This window comes from Phaeovulum sp. W22_SRMD_FR3 (genome assembly GCF_052113705.1).
Taxonomy (GTDB): Bacteria; Pseudomonadota; Alphaproteobacteria; order Rhodobacterales; family Rhodobacteraceae; genus JBGQOG01.
Genome location: NZ_JBGQOG010000007.1, coordinates 31,554 through 58,344 on the forward strand (window position 1 = coordinate 31,554; position 26,791 = coordinate 58,344).

A 26,791-nucleotide genomic window follows, 5' to 3' on the forward strand; every position below is an offset into this window, starting at 1 on the left:
CGGTCATGATGATCTGCCCCTTGCGGGGAATTACCGGCGTCGCTGCGCGGGGTGCCAGAAGGTCACCGCCCGCTCGATCAACACCATAATGCCGTAAAATGCCGATCCCGCCAGTGCCGCGACGGTGATCTCGGCCCAGACCAGCGGCAGATCGAGCTGCCCCACCGCGGTCGAGATGCGAAACCCCATGCCGCGCGTCGGGCTGCCAAAGAACTCGGCCACAATCGCCCCGATCAGCGCCAAAGTGGTGGCAATCTTCAACCCGTTGAAGAGAAAGGGCATCGCCGCAGGCAGCCGCAGCTTGACCAGCGCCTGACCATAGCTTGCCCCCCAGGTGGCGATCTGATCGCGCTGCAATGCATCGGTGGCCTTCAGCCCGGCCACCATATTCACCAGCACCGGAAAGAACACCATCACGACGACGACGGCGGCCTTCGACTGCCAGTCAAAACCGAACCACATCACCAGGATCGGCGCGATGCCGACGATGGGCAGCGCGGCGACAAAATTCCCCACCGGCAGCAGACCCCGTTGCAAGAACGGGCTGCGGTCGATCAGCACTGCCACCAGCACCGCCGCGCCACAACCGATCAGATAACCGCCGAGCGCGCCCTTCAGAATGGTCTGCGCGAAATCGCCCCAAAGGATCGGCAGGCTCTCGGCAAAGCGCGCCGCGATGGCAGAGGGCGCAGGCAGGATCACCGGGCTGACGCCGAGGCCCCGCACCAGCCCCTCCCAAAGCACCAGGAGCGTCACGCCAAAGAGCGCCGGGATCAGCATCCGCACCGCCCGCAGATGGGCATAATGCCGCGCGAGCCAGGCATTCAGCGCCCAGGCCGCCAGCCAGAATATCACCGCCGCCATCGTCATCGCGCCATCCCCATCCGCCGCAGCGTCACCCGCTCGATCAGCCCCACGATCATCACCAGCGCCGCCGCCAGCGTCGCCGCGGCAAAGAGCGCCGACCAGATCTGGATCGTCTGCCCGTAATAACTCCCCGACAGGAGCCGCGCGCCCAGGCCCGCACTCGCCCCCGCCGGCAGTTCCGCCACGATCGTGCCGACCAGCGCCGCCGCAATCCCCACCTTCAGCGAGGTGAAAAGATAGGGCATCGACGAGGGCAAGCGCAGCCGCCAGAACCCCTGCGACGCCGAGGCATTCCAGGTCTTCATCTGATCCAGCTGCATCGCATCGGGCGCCCGCAGCCCCGAGACCATGCCCACCAGCACCGGAAAGAACGAGAGCCAGGCCGCGATCACCGCTTTTGGCAAGAGCCCCGTCACCCCCATCGAGGCCAGCACCACAATCACCATCGGCGCAATCGCCAGAATCGGGATGGTCTGGCTGGCCACCGCCCAGGGCATGACGCTCAGATCCATCGCCCGGCTATGCACAATCCCCACTGCGAGGAGCATCCCCGCCGCAGTGCCCAAAGCAAAACCCATCAGCGTCGCCGAGAGCGTGATCCAGCCATGATAGACGAGCGAGCGTTTCGAGGTGACCTTTTGCCCCGCCACCCCGTCCCAGAGCCCGCGGAAAACCTGATGCGGCGCGGGCAGCACCGGCCGCTCCTGCGCCATCGTGTCCACGACGAGCGCGCCAAACCCCAGCTCAACCCCGGCCCGCCCCGCCTGATCGCGCGCCCAAGGCGCATTGAGCGCCACCGCCGCCGCATACCACACAACGACAAGCACCAGTAAAACCGCCAGCACCGGCAGCACTGCCCGCCTCACGCTGCACCCTCCTTGCTTCGGGAAAAATATCCTCGGGGGGAGGGCCGCAGGCCCGGGGGGCAGACAGCCCCCCTCTTCGCGGCGTGGCCCCCCCACGCCGACCCCGTTTTCGCCCTGACGCAGACAGCCTCACACATCATCGCCATGCCCCGCCCGCAGCCCTTCGCGCACCCGATGCGCGATCTCGATGAATTCCGGGCTGTCGCGGATATCCAATGGCCGCTCCTTCGGCAAAGGGCTCTCGATCACATCGAAGATCCGCCCCGGCCGCGGCGACATCACCACGATCTTGGTCGAGAGATAGACCGCCTCCGGGATCGAATGGGTCACAAAACCAATGGTCTTTTGCGTCCGCGCCCAGAGCTTCAACAGCTCCTCATTCAGCCGGTCGCGGACAATCTCATCCAGCGCACCGAAGGGCTCGTCCATCAAGAGGATCTCGGCGTCAAAAGCCAAAGCGCGCGCAATGCTCGCCCGCTGCTGCATGCCGCCCGAGAGCTGCCAGGGGAATTTGCGCCCAAAGCCCGAGAGCTCGACCAGATCCAGCACCCGCGCCACCCGCTCTTCCTGCTCGGCGCGCGAAAACCCCATGATCTCCAGCGGCAGCTTGATGTTCCCGGCAATCGTGCGCCAGGGATAAAGCCCCGCCGCCTGAAACACATAGCCGTACGCCCGGGCCTGCCGCGCCGCTTCCGGCGACATGCCATTCACCGTCAGCACGCCTTCCGTCGGATGCTCCAGCGCCGCGATGGTGCGCAGGAATGTGGTCTTGCCGCAGCCGGAGGGACCAATGAAGCTGACAAAATCGCCCTTGTTGATCGTCAGATTGACGTCTTTCAGCGCATGCACCGGGCCGTCATTCGTCTGGAATGTCAGCCCGACGCCCCGCGCCTCGATCACCGGTGCTGCGGGCGCAACCGCCGCCGTCGGATCCACCATCAGAGATGCTGCTGCCATCATACCCCCGAGGCCGGAATGCCTGCCCGCACCACGGGCCGCGGCGCGGTCAGCTCTTTCCAGGCGGACAATGCCTTGTTCACCGCCATGCCGGGTTCACGCGCCACAAACTTACCATGGCCACTCTCACAATGCATCGCCCCCTCGACCACCGCCACCTGCCCGCGCGTCAGCGTGTAGCGCGGCAGACCGGTCACTTCCTTGCCCTCAAAGACGTTGTAATCAATCGCGGATTGCTGGCTCCCGGCCGAAATCACCTTGCTGGCTTTCGGGTCCCAGACCACCAGATCGGCATCCGCCCCCACCAGCACCGCACCCTTTTTGGGATAGCAGTTCAGGATCTTGGCAATATTGGTCGAGGTCACGGCAACGAATTCATTCATCGTGATCCGCCCGGTGTTCACGCCACAGGTCCAGAGCATCGGCATCCGGTCCTCAAGCCCCCCGGTGCCATTCGGGATCTTGGTGAAATCCCCCTGGCCGAAGCGCTTCTGCTCGGTGGTAAAGGCGCAATGATCCGTCGCCACCACCGAGAGAGACCCCGACGAGAGCCCCGCCCAGAGGCTGTCCTGATGCGCCTTGTTGCGGAAGGGCGGCGACATCACGCGCCGCGCGGCATGGTCCCAATCGGGGTTGGCATATTCGCTCTCATCCAGCGTCAGATGCTGGATCAGCGGCTCGCCATAGACCCGCTTGCCCTGCATCCGCGCCCTCCGGATCGCCTCATGCGCCTCCTCACAGGAGGTATGCACGACATAAAGCGGCACCCCCGCCATATCGGCGATCATGATCGCGCGGTTGGTGGCCTCCCCCTCCACCTGGCTGGGGCGCGAATAGGCATGCGCCTCCGGCCCGGTATTGCCCTCGGCCAAGAGCTTGGCCGACATCTCGGCCACGATATCCCCGTTCTCGGCATGCACCATCGGCAGCGCGCCCAGCGCCGCACAGCGCTTGAAACTGGCGAACAGCTCATCGTCATTCACCATCAACGCGCCCTTGTAGGCCATGAAATGCTTGAAGGAATTGATGCCGCGCGCCGTCACTTCGGCCATCTCGTCAAAGACCTGCTCGCCCCACCAGGTCACCGCCATGTGGAAGGAATAGTCGCAATTGGCGCGGGTGGATTTGTTGTCCCACATCTTCAGCGCATCCATCAGCCCCTGGCCGGGGCTCGGCAGCGCGAAATCCACCACCATCGTGGTGCCCCCCGCCAGCGCCGCCCGGGTGCCGCTTTCGAAATCATCGCTGGAATAGGTGCCCATGAAGGGCATCTCCAGATGGGTATGCGGATCAATCCCGCCGGGCATGATGTAACAGCCCGTCGCATCCAGCGCCTTATCCCCCACAAGATTGGGCCCGATGGCGGTGATCACCCCGCCCTCGATCAACACATCCGCCTTGTAGGTCAGATCTGCGGTGACGATGGTGCCGTTCTTGATGACAGTCGACATGTTCTTCCTCATCTCTCAAAGCGCCCTGCCGCGCTCCCTCTGCATTCGCTCCACTGCGGCCCGGCACCCTTCCCGCTTCGGCTTCTTCTTGGCAAAAATACCTCGGGGGTCCGGGGGCAGCGCCCCCGGCGCGCAAGGGTCAACGCACGATCCCCGCCGTCTCCAGCACGGCATGAAAGAGCACATCCGTCCCCTTCGCCGCCCAGTCCTGACTGATCTCCTCGGCCTCGTTATGGCTGAGCCCCCCCACACAGGGACACATGACCATCGTCGCCGGGGCCACTTTCGCCGCCCAGCAGGCGTCATGCCCGGCACCCGAGATGATCTCGCGGTGCGAATAGCCCAACCGCTCGGCCGCCCGCCGCACATTCTCGACCAGCTCCGGCGCGAAGGTCACCGGGTCGAAATGCCCGACCGCCTCCACCGAACAGCCGACCCCGAGCTCGGCACAGATCTTCGCCGCCTCCGCCTCGATCGCTGCCCGCATCCGGTCGAGCTTCTCCTGATCCGGCGTGCGGATGTCCACGGTAAAGACCACCGTCCCCGGCAGCACATTGCGCGAATTGGGGCTGAATTTCACCTGCCCGACGCCACCCACAGCACCGGGCTGGTTCACCATCGCCACCGATTGCACCATCTCGAATATCCGCGCCATCGCGAGGCCCGCATTCACCCGCAGATCCATCGGGGTCGAGCCGGTATGCGCCTCGCGCCCGGTCAGGGTGAACTCGAGCCACCACAGCCCCTGGCAATGCGTCACAACGCCGATTTCCTTGCCCTCGGCCTCCAGGATCGGCCCCTGTTCGATGTGCAGCTCATAATAGGCGTGCATCTTGCGCGCGCCCACCTCTTCGCTGCCCTTCCAGCCGATCCGCGCCAGCTCGGCGCCATAGGTCTTGCCCTCGGGGTCCTGCCGCGCATAGGCGTAGTCCAGCGAATGCACCCCGGCAAAGACGCCCGAGGCGAGCATGGCAGGCGCGAAACGCGCCCCCTCCTCATTCGCCCAATTGGTCACCACGATCGGGTGTTTGGTCTTGATCCCGAGGTCGTTCATCGAGCGCACCACCTCGAGCGCGCCAAGCACGCCCAGCACGCCGTCATATTTGCCGCCCGTCGGCTGCGTATCCAGATGGCTGCCCACATAGACCGGCAGCGCCTCGGGGTCTTCGCCCGGCCGCGTGGCAAACATCGTGCCCATCGCGTCAACGCCCATGCTCATCCCCGCCGCCTCGCACCATGTCTGGAACAGGGCGCGGCCCTCGGCATCTTCATCGGTCAGCGTCTGGCGGTTGCAGCCCCCGGCAATGCCGGGGCCGATCAGCGCCATCTCCATCAGGCTGTCCCAAAGACGTGCGGAATTGATGCGAAGATTTTCGCCCGGTGCAGACATGTTTTTTCTCCCTGTCGCAGCCGGATCTTCATGTCCCTTGCGACGAATCTCTCATCTGACCATATGGTCAGACATCTTTATGTGACGAGCGCACCACGACCTGACCAAACGGTCAAGATTTTTCTGCACCCGGAGGCCCGATGCCTGAGACGCCCCGCCCGACCCGCCCCGTAACCCGCCGCGGAAAGTCGCGTGCGGCGCGGGAAGCGCTCATTCTTTCAGCAGCGGAAAAAGTCTTTGCCGAGGCCGGGTTCGGCGGCGCCACCATGCAGCTGATCGCCGATATGGCGGGGCTGCCCAAGGCGAACCTGCATTACTATTTCGCCACCAAGGAAGAGCTCTACCGCAAGGTGGTGCAGGAGATCTTCGACATCTGGCTGCAGGCGGCGGCGGTCTTTGACGCGGCGGCGGGCCCGATCGAGGGAATCGGCGCCTATATCGACGCCAAGATGGAAATCTCGCGCCGCCATCCGCATGGGTCCAAAGTCTGGGCCTCCGAGGTGATGCATGGCGCGCCGGTCATTCAGGATTATCTGGAAACCACGCTCCGCGACTGGACCTCGGGCCGGGTGGCGGTGATCGAGCGCTGGATCGCGGCGGGCAAAATGGCGCCGGTGAATGCCGAACATCTCCTCTATATGCTCTGGGCCACCACCCAGCATTACGCCGATTTCGGCCATCAGATCGAAACGCTGAACGGCGGCCCGCTGAGCGATACCGACTGGGAAGCCGCAAAAGCCAGCGTCAAGGACATCGTACTGCGGGGCATCGGCGCGCAGCCCTGAGCGGTGAGCGTGGCCCCCCGATCCGCCCGACCTATTCCTCCTGCCCCGCACCTGCGCATCGGGCCCGCCGACACCCATCGGGGACTTTCGGCAGGCGCTGCCCCCGGCGGGCGCTTCGCGATCCGAACCGGCGTCTGCGCTGCCCCGGTTGCCCTGAATTGCGGCGCGATGTGCCCTGCCCCCCGGCATCGGCGAAAAATCCACCACAGGAGGGGTCAAAGCGCTTGCGAGCCCAGCGGGCAGTCGAAAGAATGATTTTACCGATTGGTCAGAAGGCAGCCCCCAGCGCGTTCGGCCCGGACCTACGCCCGCCCAGGGGTCTTGCCGCCTTTTCGGTACTGTCCTACAGCGGGCCAAGTTGAGGAGAGCCCTTGCGTGAATGACCTGACCACCGAGCCCGAGAGCCCCCGCCCGCAAACGCGGATTCAGCGCCGCAACACCGCCACCATCCTTGAGGCGGCGCTGGAGGTGTTTTCGACCTGCGGGTTTCGCGGGGCCACGCTGGATCAGATCGCGCAGGAGGCGGGGCTGTCGAAACCGAACCTGCTCTATTACTTCCCCTCAAAGGAGGCGATCCATCTGGCGCTGCTCTCGACGCTGATGGACACCTGGCTCGACCCCTTGCGGGCGCTGGATGCCGAGGGCGATCCGATGACCGAGATCCTGTCCTATGTGCGGCGCAAATTGCAGATGAGCCGGGATTATCCGCGCGAGAGCCGCCTGTTTGCCAATGAGATCCTGCAGGGCGCACCGCGGATGATGGCGGGGATCGAGGGCGATCTGAAAACGCTGGTCGATGCCAAGGTGGCGGTGATCCGCGGCTGGGCGGCGGCGGGCAAGATCGCGGAAGTCGACCCCTACCACCTGATCTTCTCGATCTGGGCGCTGACGCAGCATTACGCCGATTTCGACGTGCAGGTCCGCGCGGTGCTCGGGCCCGGCCACGATCCCTTTGACGAGGCGGGCGGCTTTATCGACACCCTCTACACGCGGCTTCTCAAACCCTGACCAGTGCGACGGCGCCGGGTGCCGGGCGTCTGACTGCCGCCAAGGCAGGCAGATCTGACCGCGCCACTGGCCCCGCCGCCCCCCCCGACAGGGCGGGCTGTTCTGCCACGCGCGGGCAGCAGGCGCCCCCTCCCCCCTCCGCGCCCGACCTGAGTCGCACGCGCGGTCACCGCGCGGCGGAATCACCGCTGAAAACCGCGCCCCTCCGCCGCAAAATCCGCAGTGCTGCCGGGAAAACCGGGGTTATGCACAGCTTTGCGCGCCGGACCCCGCGTCAACCGGCCAAAAGTTACCAAACTGACACAGACCCGTCGCGTGACCTTGATGTTCGGCGCTTACCCCTCGCCGCAGATTTCAGACCGACAGGGGCTTACCATGATCAAGACCGCAACTTTCGCCACGCTGGCACTGGGGATGACCTCGGCCACCGCTTTCGCGCAGACCGACATCACCTGGTGGCACGGTATGGGCGGGCGCAACGGCGAGGTGATCAACGAGATCTCGCAGAAATTCAACGAAGCGCAGGCCGAATGCATGCTGACCCCGGTGTCGAAAGGCACCTATGAGGAAGCGCTCTCGGCGGGTATCGCGGCCTTCCGCTCGGGCGAACAGCCCAACATCCTGCAGGTGTTCGATGCCGGTGCCGCCACCATCATCAACGCCAAAGGCGCTGTCATCCCGGCAGAAGACCTGATCAACCAGAACGGCGGCACCTTTGACCGCAATGCCTTCATCGACGGCGTGCGCTACTTCTACGCCGATGCTTCGGGCAAATTCATCGGCATGCCGTTCAACTCCTCGGCGCCGATCATGTACACCAACACCGAGGCTTTCGAAAAAGCCGGTGTGGCCGTGCCGACCACCTGGGAAGAGTTTGAGGCCGTCGCGCCGAAACTGAAAGAAGCGGGCTATATCCCGCTGACCGCCTCGCAGCTGACCTGGCAGTTCACCGAGAACTTCATGTCGCGCAACAACATCCAGTTCGCCTCGAACAACAACGGCTATGACAGCGTCGAGGGCACCACCCTCAATGTCACCGATCCGAAACTGGTGATGATGTTCGACAAGCTGAAAGACTGGGCGGACAAGGGCCTTTATGGCTTCTACGGCGCGGGCTGGGCCGACAACCAAAAGCCCTTCGAAGAGGGTAAAGTGGCCATGTGGATCGGCTCGTCGGGCTCGTTCGGCGGTCTGGCAAAAACCGCGACCATGCCGTTCTCGGCCGATTTTCTGCCCTACTGGCATGAGATCGAGGGTGCGGGCACCCACAGCTTCATCGGCGGCGCGGCGCTTTTCGCGATGTCGGGCAAATCGGACGCGGAAAACAAATGCACCGCCGATTTCTTCCAGTTCCTGACCTCGCCGGAAGTGCAGGTCTATTATCACGAAAACACCGGCTATGTGCCGATCACCACGGCGGCCTATGACTTGGCGAAGTCGCAGGGCTGGTACGACGCAAACCCGGTCGCCGAAGTCGGCATCAAACAGCTGATGCTGCCGGGCGGCGAATGGGCCAAGGGCTATCGTCTGGGCTATTACCCGCAGATCCGCTCGGTGATGGAGCGTGAATACAACCGCATCTTCTCGGGCGAAGTCACCCCGAAAGACGCTTTCGACATCATCGAAAAAGACGGCAACGACCTGCTGGCGAAATTCGCCAAAACCGCCGGTTGATCTGAGCCTTCCGCAAAACGGGGGTTCCGGCCACGCCGGGGCCCCCGACCGCCGTTGGTGACCCCCGCGCGCGCCGCCCGCCCTCCCTTTCCCCTGATCCGGAGCCTGCCCCCGTGACCGATGTCACCCCCGCACAGATCCGCAGCCCGAAGGCCGCCGCCCGGCGTCTGAACCGGCCCGCCGCCGCTGCCGCCAAGCGCGTGCAGTTCGACCGCCCCCTGCTGCCCTGGCTGTTCTTGCTGCCGCAGCTCGCCGTGGTGGCGATATTCTTCTACTGGCCCTCGGTTCAGGCGGTCACCTCGTCGTTCTACATCGAGGATGCCTTTGGCTTCGGCTCGACCTTTGTCGGGCTCGACAATTACAAGGATGCGGTGACCGGCTCGGAATATATGGGCATCGTGCGGTTTACGGCGGTGTTCACCGCGCTGGTGACCGGCCTCGCCCTCTCGCTCGGCCTCCTGCTCGCGGTGAAAGCGGATGCGGTCATTCGCGGGGCGGCCACCTATAAAACCCTGCTGATCGCGGTTTATGCCATCGCCCCCGTGGTGGCCGGGCTGATCGGCATGATGTTTTTCGACATGCACATCGGCCCCTTTGTCACGCTGGTCGGCTGGTTCGGCTGGGACATGCAGGTGGGGCTCAATTACTTCGACACCGCCTTTGCCATGGTCGTCGTCGCGGTCTGGAAACAGATCCCCTACAACTTCATCTTCTTCCTCTCGGGCCTGCAATCGGTGCCGATGGCGGTGCGCGAAGCCGCCGCGATCGACTGCCGCTCCGGCGTGCGCCGTTTCTGGACGGTGACGCTACCGCTGCTGGGCCCCACGGCGTTTTTCCTGCTGATCATCAACGTGACCTACGCCCTCTTTGACACATTCGGGATCATCGACGTCATCCTGAAGGACAAGCCCGCCAACAACCCGATCACCCTGGTCTACAAGGTCTATCTCGACGGGTTCCGCGGCAATGACATCGGCGGCTCTTCTGCCCAGTCAGTCATCCTGATGGTCGTCGTTTTTGCCCTCACCATCCTGCAATTCCGCTTTCTCGAAAAGCGCATCCATTACAGCTGAGGCCCCATGCACCGGACCCGTCCCTTCGACCACCTGATCCTGATGCTCGGCGCGCTGTTTTTGATGCTGCCGGTCGTCGTGGCTTTCATGACCTCCACCCATACCGCCGCCGAGATCCACCGCGACGGGCTGACGCTGCTGCCCGGCACCAATTTTGTCGCCACCTATGAAAAGGTGCTGACGCAAAAGGGCGGCTTTACCGGCCAGATCACCGGTGCGTCGATGCTGATGAACTCGATGATCCTCGGACTTGGCTTTGCGGTGGGCAAGATCGTGCTGTCGATGATGGCCGCCTATGCCATCGTCTATTTCCGCTTTCGTTTCGCCACCCTCGCCTTCTGGATGATCTTCACCACGCTGCTTTTGCCGCTGGAAGTGCGGATCATGCCCTCCTATCAGGTGATGTCCGAGCTGGGCCTGTTGAACACCTATACCGGGCTGATCGTGCCCCTGCTGGCCTCGGCCACCGGCACCTTCTACTTCCGGCAATTCTTCAAATCGGTGCCGGACGAGCTTCTGGAGGCGGCGCGGATCGACGGCGCGGGGCCGGTCAAGTTCTTCTTCGACATCCTGCTGCCCCTGTCGAAATCCATGATCGCCGCGATGTTCATCATCATGTTCGTCTATGGCTGGAACCAATATCTCTGGCCGATGCTGATGACGACGGAAGAGCGGTTCTTCACCCTGATGCGCGGCATCAAATCCATCCTGCAAGTGTGGATCGGCGCGCAGATCCCCGATTACAACGAAGCCTTCGCGCTGGCCGTTCTGGCCATGCTGCCCCCCGTGATGATCGTCGTCTTCTTCCAGCGCTGGTTCATCAAAGGCCTCACCGAGAGCGACAAGTAAGGAAATCCCATGGCCTCGATTACCCTCGAACAGGTCTCGAAAATCTATGCGGGCGACACCCGCGCGGTTGAGGATGTGAACATCACCATCCGCGACGGCGAGTTCATCGTGCTCGTCGGCCCCTCGGGCTGCGGCAAATCCACCCTTTTGCGGATGATCGCCGGGCTCGAGACCATCTCGGAAGGCGAAGTGCGCATTGGCGAGCGGCGGGTGAATGACCTTGACCCCGCCGACCGCGACATTGCGATGGTGTTCCAGAACTATGCGCTCTACCCGCATATGTCGGTTTACGACAATCTGGCCTATGGTCTGCGCAACCGCAAAACCCCGAAATCCGAGATTGAGGCGCGGGTGACCGAGGCCGCGCGGATGCTGGAGCTGCAGCCCTATCTCGACCGCAAGCCCCGCGCCCTCTCGGGCGGGCAGCGGCAGCGGGTGGCGATGGGCCGGGCCATCGTGCGCAAACCGGCGGTGTTTTTGTTCGATGAGCCCCTCTCGAACCTCGATGCCAAACTGCGCGTCAGCATGCGCGGCGAGATCCGCCGTTTGCAGCGGCGTCTGGGCACAACTTCCGTCTATGTGACGCATGACCAGCTGGAGGCGATGACGCTGGCCGACCGGTTGGTGGTGCTGAACGGTGGCAGGATCGAGCAGATCGGCGCGCCCTTGGAGATTTACCACAAGCCCGCCTCGACCTTTGTGGCGAGTTTCATCGGATCGCCCGCGATGAACCTCGTCGATGCGCAGGTGGAAAACGGGCGGCTGCTGTTTGGCGGCTTGTCCACCCCGCTGCGCGGGACGGTGCCGCAGGGCGCGGTAACGCTGGGCCTGCGCGCCGAAGATCTGGTGCCCGCCGCACCCGGCATGCCCTCCATGCCCTTCCGCCTTGATTTTGTTGAGGAACTGGGCGCGCAACGGCTGGTGCACGGCACGGTGGAGGATCAGCCCCTCACCCTCGCACTTCCCGCCGACCTGCCCTATGCCGACCGGATGCAGATCGCGCTGCCGCAGGCCCGGCTGCATCTGTTTGACACCACAACCGGCCGCCGCCTGCCCGCCAGCGCCGATGTGGCCACCTATGCCGGGGCAGAGCCCGACGTGCTGGCATGATCCGCGAGACTGTTGCCGAATTGGCGGTGCCAAGCCAGACGGTGCGCGCCGGCGTCGTCGATCTGCCGCGCGAACGCGCGGCGCATGATGCCTATCTGGCCAGCCTGCCGGGGATGAACCGCGTCGAGGTCGGCGGCACGGCGGGCGTGGCCCCGCTCGGCTTTCCGCTGACTGTCGCCGCCTGGAACCTTGAGCGTTGCCTCTTCCCCGAGGCCAGCGCCGAGAAGCTGCGTGTCACCGGGGCGCAGCTGGTGCTGCTCTCCGAGCTGGACAATGGCATGTCGCGCACCGCACAGCGGCACCCCACGGCAGAGATGGCCGCGATGCTTGGGATGGCCTATGCTTACGGCGTTGAGTTTCTGGAGCTCGGCCTCGGCTCTGACACCGAGCGGGAATTTTGCCGCGATCCGCAAAACGCGCGTGGTTTTCACGGCAATGCGCTGATGGCCGCGACCGCCCTCGCGCAGCCCTTCATGCTGCGGTTGCCGGGCGAGCGGGTCTGGTTCGCCACCGCCACCGACCAGCCGCGTCTGGGCGAGCGGATGGCGATGGGGGCGGTGATTGCCACCACCTCGGGGCCCTTTGTCGCCATCTCCACCCATCTCGAAAGCGTGGCGGACAGCGCCTATCGCGCCGCCCAGATGCGGCACATCATCGACCGGGTCGAGGCGGCCTTTCCCGGCCTGCCGATCCTGATCGGCGGCGATCTGAACACCGGCAACAATCCCGGCGGCCATCACGCGACGGAAGCTTTGTTCCCCGACTCCATCGCGCGCGGCTTTACCGTCCACGGCGGGCCGGAGATGCAGATGACCACCCGCCCCAGCCTGATCACCCGCTGGCCCGAGCGGGCGATGAAGCTCGACTGGTTCCTCTCCCGCGGGCTGGAAGTGGCGACCAGCGCGATCATCCCCTCGACGGACCCGGAGGGCCGGGTGCTCTCGGATCATGATCTGATCACCTGCACCATCACCGGCTTTTCGGCCTGAAGCCGCCCTCCGGACATGAAAACGGCCCCCGGTTGGGGGCCGTTTTGCTGATCTCACCGCAAGGGATTATTCCGCCGCCTGCGAACTGGGATTGTTCGGATGCTGCGTCCAGTTGGCATAGGGCACCACGGTCTTGCCCGTGCGCGGGTCGGTGGCACCCAACGGCAGCTCCTTCATCGTGATGCAGCTTTCCACCGGGCAGACATCGACGCAGAGGTTGCAGGCCACGCATTCCTCATCCTTCACGGTGAAGGTGCGGTCCTCCGACATGGCGATGGCCTGATGGCTCGTGTCCTCACAGGCGGCATAGCAGCGGCCGCATTTGATGCAATCATCCTGATTGATCACCGCTTTGGTGACATAGTTCAGGTTGAGATATTGCCAGTCGGTGACATTGGGCACCGCGCGGCCCACCAGCTCGGCGGTATCGGTAAAGCCCTTTTTGTCCATGTAATCCGACAGGCCCGAGATCATCTCCTGCACGACCTTGAAGCCATAGGTCATCGCGGCGGTGCAGACCTGCACATTGCCCGCGCCGAGCGCCATGAACTCTGCCGCATCGCGCCAGGTGGTGACGCCGCCGATGCCCGAGATCGGGATGCCGCGGGTTTCGGCCGAGCGGGCAATTTCCGCCACCATGTTCAGCGCGATCGGTTTCACCGCCGGGCCGCAATAGCCGCCATGCGTGCCCTTGCCGTCAATCGTCGGCTCCGGCGCGAAGAGGTCGAGATCGACCGAGGTGATCGAGTTGATCGTGTTGATCAGGCTGACCGCATCCGCCCCGCCGCGTTTCGCCGCCTCGGCCGGTTTGCGCACATCGGTGATGTTCGGCGTCAGCTTGACGATGCAGGGCATCCGGCTGTGCTTTTTCACCCAGCGGGTGACCATCTCGATATATTCCGGCACCTGCCCCACGGCCGAGCCCATGCCGCGCTCGGCCATGCCATGCGGGCAGCCAAAGTTCAGCTCAACCCCATCCGCCTCGGTGTCCTCGATGCGGGACAGGATGTCTTTCCAGCTGTCCTCATCGCAGGGCACCATCAGACTGATGATCAGCGCGCGGTCCTTGTAATCGCGCTTGACCGATTTGATCTCGCGCAGGTTCACCTCCAGCGGGCGGTCGGTGATCAGCTCGATGTTGTTGAGGCCCAGCAGGCGGCGGTCGGCGCCATGGATCACGCCATAGCGCGGGCCGTTGACGTTGACGACCGGCGGGCCTTCCATGCCCAGCGTCTTCCAGACCACGCCGCCCCAGCCCGCCTCATAGGCGCGGCGGACGTTGTATTCCTTGTCGGTCGGCGGCGCCGAGGCCAGCCAGAACGGGTTGGGGGATTTGATCCCGATGAAAGTCGAGGTGAGATCAGCCATATCAGGCCCCCATCAAAGCAAGGTGGATGTCTTCGGCGGCGTCGCGGCCCTCGGCCACGGCCGTCACGGTGAGGTCATCGCCCCCGGCGGCACAGTCGCCCCCGGCCCAGACCCCGGCCAGATTGGTGCGCCCGGCCCCGGTCACCGCGATCTTGCGGCCCGCGAGGGTGAGGCCCTCGGGCGCGCCCTCCAGCGCCTGACCGATGGCGGTAAAGCATTGATCTGCCTTGAGGCGGAAGGTCTCTGCCGTCAGCTCAAGCCCCTTGACGCCTGCGCGGGTATAGGCAAATTCCACCTCGCGCACTGCGCCATTGCCATGCACGGCCACCGGGGCGGCATTGGCGATGATCCGCACGCCATTGGCCAGCGCATGGTCCTGCTCAACCCGGCTCGCAGGCATCTGCGCCTGCGCGCGGCGGTAGACGATGCTGACGTTTTCCGCGCCAAGGAGTTTCGACTGCACCGCGGCATCCACCGCCGTCATGCCGCCGCCGATCACCACCACATCGCGGCCCACCGGCAAGGTCGCCAGATCGCGCGCCTGCCGCAGATCGGCGATGAAATCGGTGGCGGGGATCACCTGATCCTTGTCGTCGCCCGGCAGACCCAGAGCATTCACGCCCGCGAGACCAATGGCGAGGAAGACCGCGTCATAGTCCGCCGACAGCCCCTTCAGCGTGATACCCACCCCCAGCGCCATCCCGGTTTTCACCGTGATGCCGCCGATTTGCAGCAGCCAATCCACCTCTTTTTGCGCGAAACCATCCACGGCCTTGTAGGAGGCGATGCCATATTCGTTCAGCCCCCCCGCCTTGGCGCGGGCGTCATAGATGGTGACGTCATGGCCCTTCATCGCCAGCCGATGCGCCGCCGAGAGACCCGCCGGGCCCGCGCCCACCACCGCGACCCGCTTGCCCGTCGCCGCGGCGCGGGTGAAGGGATGCGCGTTCTTTGCCATCAAGGTATCGGTCGCGTAGCGCTGCAACGCGCCAATCTCGACCGGTTTTCCCTCGGCGGTTTCGCGCACACAAGAGCCTTCGCAGAGGTTCTCGGTCGGGCAGACCCGGGCGCAGATTCCGCCCAGCACGTTTTGCGAAAAGATGGTCTTGGCCGCTGCTTCGGGCGTGCCTGTCGAGATCTGCCGGATGAACAGCGGGATGTCGATCGAGGTGGGACAGGCGGTGATGCAGGGCGCATCATGGCAGAAGTAGCAGCGATCCGCCGCAACCCGTGCTTCATGCCCGTCCAGCGGCGGCGCCACATCGGTGAAATTCGCGGCATAGTCTTCGGATGAAAGCCGTCCGGGCACGACACCCGGCGACAGCTGGCTATTGGTCACGGCGGACCTCCCTGGCTTGCTTTATTTTGACCCACGCTGCCACAGCCAGAAATTTTATCAAGTGGTAAAATTCTCCGCGCCGCAGCATCCGGGCCCGACGCTCAGGACTGAGGCATTTGCAGGTGCCATCGCCCAAATAAGCGCCAGTCCCCGCATTCCGACCCGCGGCGCGGGCCATGCCCCGGCACCCGGCCCGGCGTAACTCACGGCTTTCCCTGCCCGTCCCAGTCGCGTATAAGCCTGCGAATACTGGCGCAGCCCGCGCCGAACGGGCCACGAAGACCCTGAACGCCAAGTTTCTTGAGGACGGCATGACCAAACACACCCACGAAAACGACGTAGCCTTTATTCAGGCGCTGGCCGAGCTTCTGAACAAGAACGACCTGACCGAGCTTTCGGTGATGCGCGAATATGGCGAAGACGACAGCCTGGAAGTGCGCGTTGTCAAACAATCGACCGTTGTGGCCGCCCCCGCCGCCCCGGTGACCTATGCCGCCGCCCCGGCTGCGGCCCCGGCCGCCGCCGCAGCAGCCCCCGCTGCCGCTCCGGCCGCCGCACATGATGATCCTGCAAGCCATCCGGGTGTTGTGCCCTCGCCGATGGTCGGCACTGCCTATATGGCCGCCGAACCGGGTGCCACGCCCTTCGTGACCCTGGGCGCCGTGGTCAAGGAAGGCCAGACGCTGATGATCATCGAAGCGATGAAAACCATGAACCACATCCCGGCGCCGAAATCCGGCACCGTCAAGCGCATCATGGTCGATGACGGCACGCCGGTGGAATACGGCTCGCCCCTGATGATCATCGAGTGAGGCGCGCATGTTTTCCAAAATCCTGATCGCCAACCGCGGCGAGATCGCGCTGCGCGTGATCCGGGCCTGCCAGGAAATGGGCATCGCCACGGTCGCGGTGCATTCCACGGCAGATTCGGATGCGATGCATGTGCGCATGGCCGATGAGTCGGTCTGCATCGGCCCGAATTCCTCGACCGAGAGCTATCTCTCGGTGCCGCGCATCATCGCGGCCTGCGAGATCACCGGTGCCGAGGCCGTGCATCCGGGCTATGGCTTCCTGTCGGAAAATGCCGCGTTCAGCCAGACTTTGGCCGACCACGGTATCGCCTTCATCGGGCCGACGGCGGAAACCATCCGCATCATGGGCGACAAGATCACCGCCAAGGACACGATGAAAAAGCTGGGCGTGCCCTGCGTGCCGGGCTCGGCAGGTGGCGTGCCGGACTATGAAATCGCGCTGAAGGTTGCCAATGAGATCGGCTATCCGATCATCATCAAGGCCACCGCAGGCGGCGGCGGGCGCGGCATGAAAGTGGCGCAGAACGATGCCGAGCTGGAAGTGGCCTTCCGCACCGCACGTTCTGAGGCCAAGGCTGCCTTTGGCAATGACGAGGTCTATATGGAGAAATATCTCCAGCGGCCGCGTCACATTGAAATTCAGGTGTTTGGCGATGGCAAAGGCCGCGCCGTGCATCTGGGCGAGCGGGATTGTTCCTTGCAGCGCCGCCACCAGAAAGTGTTTGAAGAGGCCCCTGGCCCGATCATCACCCCCGAACAGCGGGCGCGGATCGGCAAGGTTTGTGCCGATGCGGTGGGGGCAATCAACTACATCGGCGCCGGCACGATCGAATTCCTGTTTGAGGATGGCGAGTTCTATTTCATCGAGATGAACACCCGTTTGCAGGTGGAACATCCGGTGACCGAGGCCATCTTTGGCGTCGACCTCGTGCGCGAGCAGATCCGGGTGGCCGCAGGGCTGCCGATGGATTTCGTGCAGGAAGATCTCAAGATCAACGGCCATGCCATTGAAGTGCGGATCAACGCCGAAAAGCTGCCGAACTTCTCGCCCTGCCCCGGCAAGATCACCCAGTATCATGCACCGGGTGGTCTGGGCGTGCGGATGGACAGCGCGCTCTATGACGGCTACAAGATCCCGCCCTATTACGACAGCCTGATCGGCAAGCTCATCGTGCATGGCCGCGACCGGCCCGAGGCGCTGGCGCGTCTCAACCGCGCTTTGGGCGAGATGATCATCGACGGCGTCGAGACCACAGCGCCGCTGTTCCACGCGCTGCTGGAAGAGCCGGACATCCAATCGGGCAATTACTCCATTCATTGGCTGGAGAAATGGCTCGCGGCCAAATTCGGCGGCTGAGGCGTCGGAGAGCCAACAGGAACGCCCGGTCCGTTGCGGCCGGGCGTTTTCTTTGCGAAATGGCCCCCGGCGGGCGCGCGACCCCTCTGGCGTCGGCGCGCGGCTGGGGACAGAATGATGACATGAGCGCCCCCGGGCGCGCGAACTGAGGGTTTCAGGATGGATTACGGTAAATCGGGCAATCCGGCGCTGCGGAAAAAAGCGCCGCGCCACAATGAGCACAACGCCAAGGGGACGGACAAGAACCCCTATGGCACGCAGGAAACCAAGGCCGAGCTGCTGGCCCGCATGAAAGCAGCCGCCGAGGCCAAGAAGAACCAGGGCTGAGCCCGCGCGGCCGCCCGCGCCGGACCCCGGCAGGGGCACAGAATGCGGGAAACGCTTTGAGACGCAAAAGGGCCGCCGTGCACAGGTGGCCCTTTTCACGTCCGCCCTGCCCCCCGTCAGCCGCACCACGTTTCAGCCTGCGGGCGGGCCCGTGCCGCTTAGCGCGGGCGCAACAGGCAGGTGGCGCGCCGCTTGCCCTCGGGGCGGTAGTAATCGCCGATCGGGCCCCGCCGCGCCTCGGGCACGGCGTTCCAGTCCAGCCATTCGCAGCTGTAGCCCAGCACATCCGCCATCGCCTCCATCGCCGGAAACGAGGGGATTCCGATCAGCGCCGTCTCTTGCCCGTCGATCTGCGGAATCGCGTTCAGCGGATTGTCGGTCCGCTCGCGCACCAGCATGATCACCGGGCCGGGGCGGACGGCGAATTCGCTGTCGACGATCACCAGCTTGGGCTGCAGACGGCGCACCTGCTGAAACAGGCGGAAATGGTCCATCACGTGGTAGAGGATGCCCAGCACCCCCACCACATCGTAGCGCGCGCCCGCGGCATGTTCGGCCGCCATGCCGTCGAAAATATCGCCCTGTTTCAGCTGCACCTTCTCGCGCAGATTGGCGCGCGGAAAGCTGGCAAAACGGTCGATCAGCTCTTGCCGCCCCTCGATCCCCACCACCTCGCGCGCGCCCGCCGCCGCGAAAGCATAGGCCCAGCGGCCGTCATGCGCGGCCAGATCCAGCACGCGCTTGCCCTCCAGTTCGGCGGCCAGCGGCCTGATCAGCATTTTATGGCGCTCGTTCAGGCGTTTGATCGCCCCGGGCTCTTCGCTATAGGGCGGAATCTCCCCCATGAAATCATAAAAGCCCATCAATTGCCCTTGGGTTAAATCTGCGTCATCTTGGCGCCAAGGCTAGTATAGGCCAGAGGGGCGGGCAAGAAGATGGCGGCGGCATGACAGCGCAGGACAGTCAGGGTTTGACGCCCCAGATGCTGCTGGCGGGCTATGCGCAGGGCATTTTTCCGATGGCCACCAGCCGTGGCGAAAGCCGCCTGCATTGGTTTGAACCCCAGTGGCGCGGCGTGATCCCCTTGCAGAATTTCCACATGTCCCGCTCGCTCGCCCGGCGGATGCGGCGGGGAAATATCACTTTTCGGATGAACGACGATTTTGCCGGGGTCGTGCAGCATTGTGCCGATCGCGATGAAACCTGGATCAATGCGCCGCTCTTTGATCTCTACCGCGCGCTGTTTGCCCTGGGCCATGCCCATTCGCTGGAGGTCTGGGAGGGGGATGCGCTGGCGGGCGGGCTGTTCGGCATCAGCCTTGGTGGTGCGTTTTTCGGCGAGAGCATGTTTTCGCGCCGCACCGACGGGTCAAAAATGGCGCTGGTCTGTTTGGTCGACCGGCTGAAACAGGCGGGCTTCACCCTTTGCGACACGCAATATCTGACGCCGCATCTGGCCAGCCTTGGCGGTGTCGAGATTTCCCGCGCGGCCTATCGCAAGCAATTGGCCGCCGCGCTGCGGGTACAGGCCGATTTCACCGCCCTGCCCGTCGCGCCCGCTCAGTTGGTGGTGCAGCGGATGACCCAGACGTCGTAACGCTGATGGTCCAGCGCCGAGAGCGCCGGACTGTCGGCGATCATCCAGCCTGCGAAAACCTCGGTGTTCGAGGTGGTGTCGACGATGGATAGCCGGGCGAATGCGTTGGAGGAGGGATCCTCGACCGGATAGCGGCATTCGGACAGGGTGACCAGCAGACGACCGAAGGGCGCTGTCTGACCGGGCGTCACCGGAATATCGGTGGTTTCGCCCGAGATCTTGTCGAGGCCACGCAGCAGGGCGCCGGGGGCCTCGGCGACCTCCTGGGCGCTGGCCGCACCCGCCGCCAGCATCAGGGAAAGGGCGGCGGCGCGGATCACGGGTTGGCCCCGGGCGCCGGCGCATAGGGAATAGCACCGGGGGTCGCCGGTGCGGGCGCGGGGGCCGCAGCAGGCGCCGCAGCCGGAGCTGTCGGGGCGCTGGAGGAGCCGCCGCCATCGACGAATTTCATCATCATCGAGACCATGGAAATCGCGCCCTGCGTATCCTCGATCTCATCGCCGGGGGCGAAGTTCTCAAGGCTGCCGCCCGGCTGCAACTCGACGAAATTGCCGCCCAAAAGCCCCTCGGAGGAGATCAGGATCGCGCTGTCATCGGGCAGTTCGATGTCCTTGCGCAGGGCAATGGTCGCATCGGCAAAGAAGGTTTTCGGGTTCAGCGTGAGCGCGGTGATCGTGCCCACCTTCACCCCAGCGAGCTTGACATCCGTGCCCACCGACACCCCTTCCACCGACCGGAAGGAGGCGTGCAGCGTGTAGCTGTCGGCGGCGGGGCGGAGGCTATGGCCCTCGCCCGCGAACAGCAGGAAACCGGCGGCGATGGCCAGAACGGCGGCGCCGGTCAGGATTTCAAGGCGATTCTCGGACATATGCTTATTCCGGCTGCCAGGCCTCGTAGTCGCTGCGCGCAATCGGCGCCGCGCGACGCAGCGAGCCTGCGGGGACATGGGCGGCCGGGGTGCCGGTCAGGTTTTCCTGATGCGGTTTTTCCCAGGCCTTGCGGGTCAGCGGCTTTTCGGTCGGCGGCTGATCCCAGGTGTGGTGCAGCCAGCCGTGCCAATCGGGGGCCACGCGGCTCGCCTCGGATTCGCCGTTGTAGATCACCCAGCGGCGTTTGCCGTCACCGGTCTGGTAATAGATGTTGCCCTGTTCGTCCTCGCCGACACGCGTCCCCTTGCGGGCGGTGAACAGCTGGGTACCAAGCGTCTGGCTGTTCCACCAGGTCACGACACGAAGCAGGAAACTCATCTCAGATCCTCCGGGAGGCAATTCAGGAATGCTGTTAGGGATATGACGCAATGGCGCGCGAAGGTCCAGTGCCTTGCCCCTTGAGGCGAAAGCAAAAAGCCGCGAGCCAATCAAAAAGGCGGGCTTTCGCCCGCCTTTGAAACCTTAGCCCGCGGTCTTGGGCTCTTTCTTCGCATCCGAGTGGATGAGGAGCGGTTTCGCCTCGGGGGTATCCACCGCCTCTTCGTTCACCACCACCTCTTCCACCGAGTCGAGACCCGGCAGATCGAACATCGTGTCGAGCAGGATGTCCTCCATGATCGAGCGCAGGCCGCGCGCGCCGGTCTTGCGCTTGATGGCGCGACGGGCGATGGCGATCAGCGCATCATCGGTGAAGGTCAGCTTGACATCTTCCAGATCGAACAGACGCTGATACTGTTTCACCAGCGCGTTTTTCGGCTCGGTCAGGATGGTGACCAGCGCCGCTTCGTCAAGATCGGTCAGGGTGGCAATCACCGGCAGACGGCCGACGAATTCCGGGATCAGACCGAATTTCAGCAGATCTTCCGGCTCCAGCTCCATGAACAATTCGCCGACGCCGCGCGATTCCGGGTCCTTGACCTCAGCCCCGAAACCGATGGCCGAGCCTTTGCCGCGCTGCGCGATGATCCGGTCGAGGCCCGCAAAAGCGCCGCCACAGATGAACAGGATGTTCGTCGTGTCGACCTGCAGGAACTCCTGCTGCGGATGCTTGCGCCCGCCCTGCGGCGGCACAGAGGCCACGGTGCCCTCCATGATCTTCAGAAGCGCCTGCTGCACCCCCTCGCCCGAGACGTCACGGGTGATCGAGGGGTTGTCCGACTTGCGGGTGATCTTGTCGACTTCGTCGATATAGACGATGCCGCGCTGCGCCCGCTCGACATTGTATTCCGAGGCCTGCAACAGCTTCAGAATGATGTTCTCGACATCCTCGCCGACATAACCCGCTTCGGTCAGCGTGGTCGCATCGGCCATCGTGAAGGGCACATCCAGAATCCGCGCCAGCGTTTGTGCCAGCAGGGTTTTGCCGCAGCCGGTGGGGCCGATCAGCAGGATGTTCGATTTCGCCAGCTCGATATCCGACTTGGTGCCGTGGTTGAGCCGTTTGTAGTGGTTGTGCACCGCCACCGAGAGCACGCGTTTCGCATGCACCTGGCCGATGACATAATCGTCGAGAACCTTGCAAATATCGCGCGGACTCGGAACACCATCGGTGGATTTCAGACCGGTGGTCTTCGTCTCTTCCCGGATGATGTCCATGCACAGCTCGACGCATTCATCACAGATGAAGACCGTCGGGCCCGCGATCAGCTTGCGCACTTCGTGCTGGCTCTTGCCGCAGAACGAGCAGTAGAGCGTGTTCTTGCTGTCGCTGCCTGAATTGTTCGCCATTGGTATCCTCTGCGGCTTGCCCGGAATGAAACCGGGCCTGTCATGGGCTGCCCCTGCTAAAAGTCTAGGACAGCCCCTCCGTCATCACAATGTCAAAATGCCGGGTTTTTGCCCGATCACTTTTTCTCGGCGTCCGGCGCGGTGCGGCTTTCGAGAATCTCGTCGATCAGGCCCCAAGCTTTTGCGTCTTCTGCCGACATGAAATTGTCACGTTCCAGCGCGGCTTCGACCGTCTCATAGTCGTTACCGGTGTGTTTTACGTAAATTTCATTCAGGCGACGCTTGAGTTTCTGCGTTTCCTGCGCATGGATCATGATGTCCGTCGCCTGGCCCTGATAGCCGCCCGAGGGCTGGTGCACCATGACGCGGCTGTTGGGCAGCGAGAAGCGCATGCCCTTTTCGCCCGCCTGCAGCAACAGCGACCCCATCGAGGCCGCCTGCCCGATCACCAGAGTCGAAACCTTGGGCCGGATGTATTGCATCGTGTCATAGATCGACAGACCGCTGGTGACCACGCCACCGGGGCTGTTGATGTACATCGCGATCTCTTTCGAGGGATTCTCGGCCTCGAGGAACAAGAGCTGCGCGCAGATCAGCGTCGACATGCCGTCATGCACCGGGCCGGACAGGAAGATGATCCGTTCCTTCAGAAGCCGCGAATAGATGTCATAGGCGCGTTCACCGCGGCTGGTCTGCTCAACCACCATGGGAACCAGCGTGTTCATGTAGGTATCGATTGGGTCTCTCATATCCGCCTGCCTGCTGTTGTCCGTTACAAAGCCATATCGTCTGAACCTTATCGGAGTCTTAGTGTCACGCCCCCCCAGCTGCAAGGGCGCGTGAAATTTCTGATCCGATTGGCCTGCGAAAGTCAGGCCGCCGGAGCGCTCACAAACCGCTCAGGAATTAATCGGTCTGAAAGAGTTGTTTCCTATTCTGCCCCTAATTCGCTTTGGGACGTCCCTTCGCCATATGGAGAACAGAATGCAGAAATCGATCCTCGCTCTGGCCTTTGTCGCCGCAACCGGTTCCGCCCATGCAGGCGAATTCGACGCCGCCGCGACCGCCTATATCAACGATCATGTGATGGCCTGGGCGACCAGCCCGTCGGTGATTGCGGCCGTCAAGGCACAGGATGCCGCCAATACCGGCCTCTCCGAAGATCAGATTCTGGCGATGGATGCGGCCTGGCGCGCCGAAGTTTCGGCCAGCGCAAAGCCGACGATCGATCCGGTGATGAACAACCCGATTTCCTCCTTCCTGCGCGAGCAGGTCGCGGCCTCGGGCGGCGAGATTGCCGAAGCTTTCGTGATGGACAACCGCGGCCTGAACGTCGCCACCGCCGAGCTGACCTCGGACTACTGGCAGGGTGACGAAGACAAGTTCACCATGACCTATCCCAAAGGCGCGGGCGCCATGCTGATCGGCGATGTCGAATTCGACGAATCGTCGCAGCTCTACACCGTGCAGGTCTCGTTCACCCTCGTGGATCCCAGCGACAACGCGCCCGTCGGCGCGATGACCGTGTCCCTGAACGCCGAACAGATCCAATAATACTGGAAAGATCCTCCTCATGCGTGCATCAGCATCCCCCGGCAGCGCCGGGCAGGTCAGGGCCGATCGCAAGACGGCCACCCTGCGCTCGCTGTTCTTCAAGGCGACCCTCATTGTGGCAATCTGCGTTGCTGCGGTTGCGACAGCATTGGCCTGGCTCAACTACTCCAACTCACATGCGCTGGTGATGAACGCGCTGCGCCACAACGCGGCCGGCTTCACACCTATTCTCGCGCGTCAAGGCGGCGGGGCGGTGCAGTTTGGCAAGGCAGAGCAAGCGCTTGAGATCATCCGCGGGGCTGTCGATGACCCGTCAAACCCGGCCAGCGGCGGCGTTTTCGTCAATGTCGAGGGCAAGGATATTGCGAGCTATGAAACCGCGGGCGATATCCGTCTGATGGGGGATACCGCCCGCGCCGCGCTGAAATCGGGCAAGGCGGAAACCGCCGCCGATGGCCTGATCTATGCGGTGCCGATTCACGTGGGCGCGGACAACAAGGTCGTTGGCGCGCTGGCGACCCAGTGGAATCCGGCCGGTGTGCTGACGGATCTGAAAAACAGCACGACGCGGGCGCTGCTCGTCTCGGGCGGGATCTTTCTGGCGGCGCTGATCGCGGCGGCCTTTGGCTTCCGGCAGATTCTGGCCCGTCCGCTGTCGCGCATCAACCACGCGATGAGCCAGGTCTCCGAAGCAGATTACAGCACCGAAGTGCCCGATCAGGACCGGGGCGATGAGATTGGCGTGATCGCCCGCTCACTGGAAAAGTTCCGCTTTGAGCTGGCCGTGGCCGAAGGCACCAACCGCGAAGCCCTTATGCGCGGCACGGCGCTTGAATCCGGCACCACCGCCTTCATGCTGACCAGCACCGATCATCTGGTGACCTCGGTCAACCCGGCGATGGTCGCGCTGATGCGCAAACATGCCGAGGCGATCCGCGCCACCAACCGCAGCTTTGATCCCGACGCCATGATCGGCACCCGCGCGGATCAGATCCTGCCCGCCGGAACACAGGCCAAATCTGGCCTTGAAACCCGCGCGCAAGCCGGGAATTCGGTCACCATCGAGCAGCAACTGACATCGGGCTTTCTCGTGGTCACCATCAGCCCGGTGCTGGATGCGAATGGCGAAAAGATCGGCCATGTTTCGGAATGGCGCGATGTGACGATCGAGCAGCGCAACGCTGCCGTCGTCACCGCGATTGACCTGTGTCAGGCCCGCGCCGAATTCGCGCCCGATGGCAAGCTGATCGCCGCCAACGAGCAATTCGCCCGGATGATGAACGAGAATGCCTCGGCGCTGATCGGCCGCGATTTCCGCGCCATCATGTCGGGCGGCAGTACCGGCAATGTGTTTGAAGAGCTGGACAACGGCCGCGCTTTCAATGGCCGGATCGAATTCCGCCGCAACGGCACCGACAATGCGATCCTGAACGGTGCCTTCGGCCCGGTCCTGGACAGCAACGGCAAGCCGCGCCTGCTGGTATTGCTCGGGTCGGATGTCACCGCCTCCGAACGCGCCCTCGCCCGCAACGAGGCCGTCCGTGCCGAGATCGAAAAGGCGCAGAACCTTGTGGTCGAAGCCCTGCGCGCGGCGCTTGGCAACCTGTCGGAAGGCGATCTGACCGCCACGATCGAGACCAATTTCTCGCCGGAATACGAGCAGCTGCGCAAGGACTTCAACACCGCCGCCAGCAATCTGAAACAGGCGATGATCGGTGTCGTCGAGAATGCCGATGCGATCCGGGGCGAAGCGGGCGAGATCTCGACCGCCGCCGACGATCTGTCGCGCCGGACCGAGCAGCAGGCCGCCACGCTGGAGCAGACCGCCGCCGCGCTGAACGAGCTGACGGCTTCGGTGCAATCGGCCGCCGAAGTGGCCGCGCAGGCCAACAAGATGGTTGAAGAGGCCAAGAAGAACGCCGAAACCTCGGGTAATGTCGTGCGTGAGGCCGTGTTGGCGATGGGCGAGATCGAGGACAGCTCGAACAAGATCTCGAAAATCACCTCTGTCATCGACGAAATCGCCTTCCAGACCAACCTTCTGGCGCTGAACGCAGGCGTCGAGGCGGCGCGGGCGGGCGAAGCGGGCCGTGGCTTTGCGGTTGTGGCCTCGGAAGTCCGGGCGCTGGCGCAACGCTCCTCGGATGCCGCGCGCGAGATCGCCGATCTGATCTCGGCCTCGTCGAACCAGGTGAAACGCGGTGTGGGTCTGGTCGGTCAGGCCGGGGAATCGCTGGGCGGAATCCAGTCCTCGGTTGGCAATATCTACAACTTTGTCTCGGAAATCGCCGTTTCGGCGCGCGAGCAAAGCTCGGGCCTGGCCGAGATCAACGTGGCGGTGAACCAGCTGGATCAGGTGACCCAGCAAAACGCCGCGATGTTCGAGCAGACCACGGCGGCCAGCCATTCGCTGACCCGCGAGGCCGAGGCGCTGAATGCGACGATGGGGCACTTCCGGCTGGAAACGGCCAGCCGCAACGACGCACGCATGCCGCAGTTCACCTCGAAACGCAGCGCGCCCGCCAAGGCCGCCGCGCCCGCCCCGCGCAGCGGCACCCCCGCCCCGCGCAACGCGGCACCGGTCACCCGCAGCGCGGCTCCGGCACCGCGGGCGGCCGCCGCAGCTCCCGCCCGGCGCGAGAGCAATCTGGCCCTGCGCGCCACGCCTGCCGTCGAGGATTGGGAAGACTTCTGAGTTCCTCCCAAAGCACAGAACACGACAACCAAAGGCGCGGGTTTTTCCCGCGCCTCTTTCTTGGGC

At 64.0% G+C, this 26,791-nt stretch carries 25 protein-coding genes and 1 pseudogene; 13 read left to right on the plus strand and 13 right to left on the minus strand.

Translation table 11 applies throughout. The features are described 5' to 3' along the window. Positions 1-30 precede the first annotated feature (30 nt). The 5 genes from ACEN2S_RS11175 to ACEN2S_RS11195 all read right to left on the minus strand — a co-directional run bounded on the left by ACEN2S_RS11175 (position 31) and on the right by ACEN2S_RS11195 (position 5,531). Positions 31-870 carry an ABC transporter permease gene (locus ACEN2S_RS11175; protein WP_441866212.1) on the minus strand — a complete coding sequence of 280 codons (840 nt, stop codon included), beginning with the start codon at positions 868-870 and terminating at the stop codon, positions 31-33. Beyond that, a complete protein-coding gene (locus tag ACEN2S_RS11180; RefSeq protein ID WP_441866214.1) occupies positions 867-1,733 on the minus strand; it encodes an ABC transporter permease in 867 nt (288 codons plus the stop codon). Before ACEN2S_RS11180 ends, ACEN2S_RS11175 begins: the two co-directional genes overlap by 4 nt. 129 nt (positions 1,734-1,862) lie before the next feature. Next, positions 1,863-2,690: an ABC transporter ATP-binding protein gene (locus ACEN2S_RS11185; protein WP_441866216.1), complete on the minus strand. Its 828-nt coding sequence runs from the start codon at positions 2,688-2,690 to the stop codon at positions 1,863-1,865. After that, on the minus strand, positions 2,690-4,141 hold the full coding sequence (gene hydA, locus ACEN2S_RS11190) for a dihydropyrimidinase (protein ID WP_441866218.1): 1,452 nt from the start codon (positions 4,139-4,141) through the stop codon (positions 2,690-2,692). The genes ACEN2S_RS11185 and hydA overlap by 1 nt, the downstream gene beginning before the upstream one ends. Before the next feature lie 139 nt (positions 4,142-4,280). Continuing rightward, positions 4,281-5,531: a Zn-dependent hydrolase gene (locus tag ACEN2S_RS11195; RefSeq protein ID WP_441866220.1), complete on the minus strand. Its 1,251-nt coding sequence runs from the start codon at positions 5,529-5,531 to the stop codon at positions 4,281-4,283. A gap of 140 nt (positions 5,532-5,671) precedes the next feature. On the opposite strand from ACEN2S_RS11195, the gene ACEN2S_RS11200 reads away from it, so the two are divergent. The 7 genes from ACEN2S_RS11200 (at position 5,672) to ACEN2S_RS11230 (ending at position 13,019) form a co-directional block, all read left to right on the plus strand. Next, entirely contained in the window at positions 5,672-6,316 is a 645-nt protein-coding gene (locus tag ACEN2S_RS11200; protein ID WP_441866222.1) for a TetR family transcriptional regulator C-terminal domain-containing protein, read from the plus strand. Between the two features lie 375 nt (positions 6,317-6,691). Then, a complete protein-coding gene (locus tag ACEN2S_RS11205; RefSeq protein ID WP_441866224.1) occupies positions 6,692-7,324 on the plus strand; it encodes a TetR family transcriptional regulator C-terminal domain-containing protein in 633 nt (210 codons plus the stop codon). Between the two features lie 375 nt (positions 7,325-7,699). Then, positions 7,700-8,998 carry an extracellular solute-binding protein gene (locus tag ACEN2S_RS11210; RefSeq protein WP_441866226.1) on the plus strand — a complete coding sequence of 433 codons (1,299 nt, stop codon included), beginning with the start codon at positions 7,700-7,702 and terminating at the stop codon, positions 8,996-8,998. Between the two features lie 167 nt (positions 8,999-9,165). Then, positions 9,166-10,071: an ABC transporter permease subunit gene (locus tag ACEN2S_RS11215; RefSeq protein ID WP_441866375.1), complete on the plus strand. Its 906-nt coding sequence runs from the start codon at positions 9,166-9,168 to the stop codon at positions 10,069-10,071. 6 nt (positions 10,072-10,077) lie between these two features. Then, positions 10,078-10,920 carry a sn-glycerol-3-phosphate ABC transporter permease UgpE gene (ugpE, locus tag ACEN2S_RS11220; protein WP_441866228.1) on the plus strand — a complete coding sequence of 281 codons (843 nt, stop codon included), beginning with the start codon at positions 10,078-10,080 and terminating at the stop codon, positions 10,918-10,920. 9 nt (positions 10,921-10,929) lie between these two features. Next, entirely contained in the window at positions 10,930-12,030 is a 1,101-nt protein-coding gene (locus tag ACEN2S_RS11225; protein WP_441866230.1) for a sn-glycerol-3-phosphate import ATP-binding protein UgpC, read from the plus strand. After that, positions 12,027-13,019, plus strand: coding sequence for an endonuclease/exonuclease/phosphatase family protein (locus ACEN2S_RS11230; protein ID WP_441866232.1), 993 nt, complete (start codon positions 12,027-12,029; stop codon positions 13,017-13,019). Before ACEN2S_RS11225 ends, ACEN2S_RS11230 begins: the two co-directional genes overlap by 4 nt. Before the next feature lie 66 nt (positions 13,020-13,085). On the opposite strand, the gene preA is transcribed toward ACEN2S_RS11230, so the two are convergent. Together preA and ACEN2S_RS11240 are read right to left on the minus strand one after the other, a co-directional pair. Continuing rightward, positions 13,086-14,387, minus strand: a complete 1,302-nt coding sequence (gene preA / locus ACEN2S_RS11235) for an NAD-dependent dihydropyrimidine dehydrogenase subunit PreA (protein WP_441866234.1) — start codon at positions 14,385-14,387, stop codon at positions 13,086-13,088. Between the two features lies 1 nt (position 14,388). Further along, entirely contained in the window at positions 14,389-15,726 is a 1,338-nt protein-coding gene (locus ACEN2S_RS11240) for an NAD(P)-dependent oxidoreductase (RefSeq protein ID WP_441866236.1), read from the minus strand. Positions 15,727-16,037: 311 nt separating this feature from the next. On the opposite strand from ACEN2S_RS11240, the gene accB reads away from it, so the two are divergent. From accB to ACEN2S_RS11255, 3 genes are all read left to right on the plus strand, one after another. Then, positions 16,038-16,538 (plus strand): acetyl-CoA carboxylase biotin carboxyl carrier protein, encoded by a 501-nt coding sequence (accB, locus tag ACEN2S_RS11245; RefSeq protein WP_441866238.1) that lies wholly within the window; start codon positions 16,038-16,040, stop codon positions 16,536-16,538. Positions 16,539-16,545: 7 nt separating this feature from the next. Beyond that, a complete protein-coding gene (accC, locus tag ACEN2S_RS11250) occupies positions 16,546-17,895 on the plus strand; it encodes an acetyl-CoA carboxylase biotin carboxylase subunit (protein ID WP_441866240.1) in 1,350 nt (449 codons plus the stop codon). Positions 17,896-18,054: 159 nt separating this feature from the next. Further along, positions 18,055-18,222 (plus strand): hypothetical protein, encoded by a 168-nt coding sequence (locus ACEN2S_RS11255; protein WP_441866242.1) that lies wholly within the window; start codon positions 18,055-18,057, stop codon positions 18,220-18,222. A gap of 158 nt (positions 18,223-18,380) precedes the next feature. Here ACEN2S_RS11255 and ACEN2S_RS11260 read toward each other — a convergent pair whose 3' ends face one another. After that, positions 18,381-19,085, minus strand: coding sequence for a class I SAM-dependent methyltransferase (locus tag ACEN2S_RS11260; protein ID WP_441866244.1), 705 nt, complete (start codon positions 19,083-19,085; stop codon positions 18,381-18,383). 83 nt (positions 19,086-19,168) lie between these two features. On the opposite strand from ACEN2S_RS11260, the gene aat reads away from it, so the two are divergent. Next, complete coding sequence (gene aat, locus ACEN2S_RS11265) at positions 19,169-19,819, plus strand: leucyl/phenylalanyl-tRNA--protein transferase (RefSeq protein ID WP_441866246.1); 651 nt, start codon at positions 19,169-19,171, stop codon at positions 19,817-19,819. Here aat and ACEN2S_RS11270 read toward each other — a convergent pair. The 5 genes and pseudogenes from ACEN2S_RS11270 to ACEN2S_RS11290 all read right to left on the minus strand — a co-directional run bounded on the left by ACEN2S_RS11270 (position 19,783) and on the right by ACEN2S_RS11290 (position 23,225). Continuing rightward, positions 19,783-20,139, minus strand: a complete 357-nt coding sequence (locus ACEN2S_RS11270) for a DUF2155 domain-containing protein (RefSeq protein ID WP_441866248.1) — start codon at positions 20,137-20,139, stop codon at positions 19,783-19,785. The two genes, aat and ACEN2S_RS11270, sit on opposite strands and share 37 nt — an antisense overlap. Before the next feature lie 98 nt (positions 20,140-20,237). Further along, positions 20,238-20,687: pseudogene (gene mlaD / locus ACEN2S_RS11275) on the minus strand (outer membrane lipid asymmetry maintenance protein MlaD); the annotation flags it as partial. 4 nt (positions 20,688-20,691) lie between these two features. Further along, positions 20,692-21,066, minus strand: a complete 375-nt coding sequence (locus tag ACEN2S_RS11280) for an NADH:ubiquinone oxidoreductase subunit NDUFA12 (protein ID WP_441866249.1) — start codon at positions 21,064-21,066, stop codon at positions 20,692-20,694. 144 nt (positions 21,067-21,210) lie between these two features. Continuing rightward, positions 21,211-22,476, minus strand: a complete 1,266-nt coding sequence (gene clpX / locus ACEN2S_RS11285) for an ATP-dependent Clp protease ATP-binding subunit ClpX (RefSeq protein WP_441866251.1) — start codon at positions 22,474-22,476, stop codon at positions 21,211-21,213. Positions 22,477-22,592: 116 nt separating this feature from the next. Beyond that, the gene (locus tag ACEN2S_RS11290) at positions 22,593-23,225 is read right to left on the minus strand and encodes an ATP-dependent Clp protease proteolytic subunit (RefSeq protein WP_441866253.1); all 633 of its coding nucleotides are present in this window, start codon (positions 23,223-23,225) and stop codon (positions 22,593-22,595) included. Positions 23,226-23,460: 235 nt separating this feature from the next. On the opposite strand from ACEN2S_RS11290, the gene ACEN2S_RS11295 reads away from it, so the two are divergent. After that, complete coding sequence (locus tag ACEN2S_RS11295; RefSeq protein ID WP_441866254.1) at positions 23,461-24,030, plus strand: hypothetical protein; 570 nt, start codon at positions 23,461-23,463, stop codon at positions 24,028-24,030. 19 nt (positions 24,031-24,049) lie between these two features. Then, on the plus strand, positions 24,050-26,725 hold the full coding sequence (locus ACEN2S_RS11300; protein WP_441866256.1) for a methyl-accepting chemotaxis protein: 2,676 nt from the start codon (positions 24,050-24,052) through the stop codon (positions 26,723-26,725). Positions 26,726-26,791 lie beyond the last annotated feature (66 nt).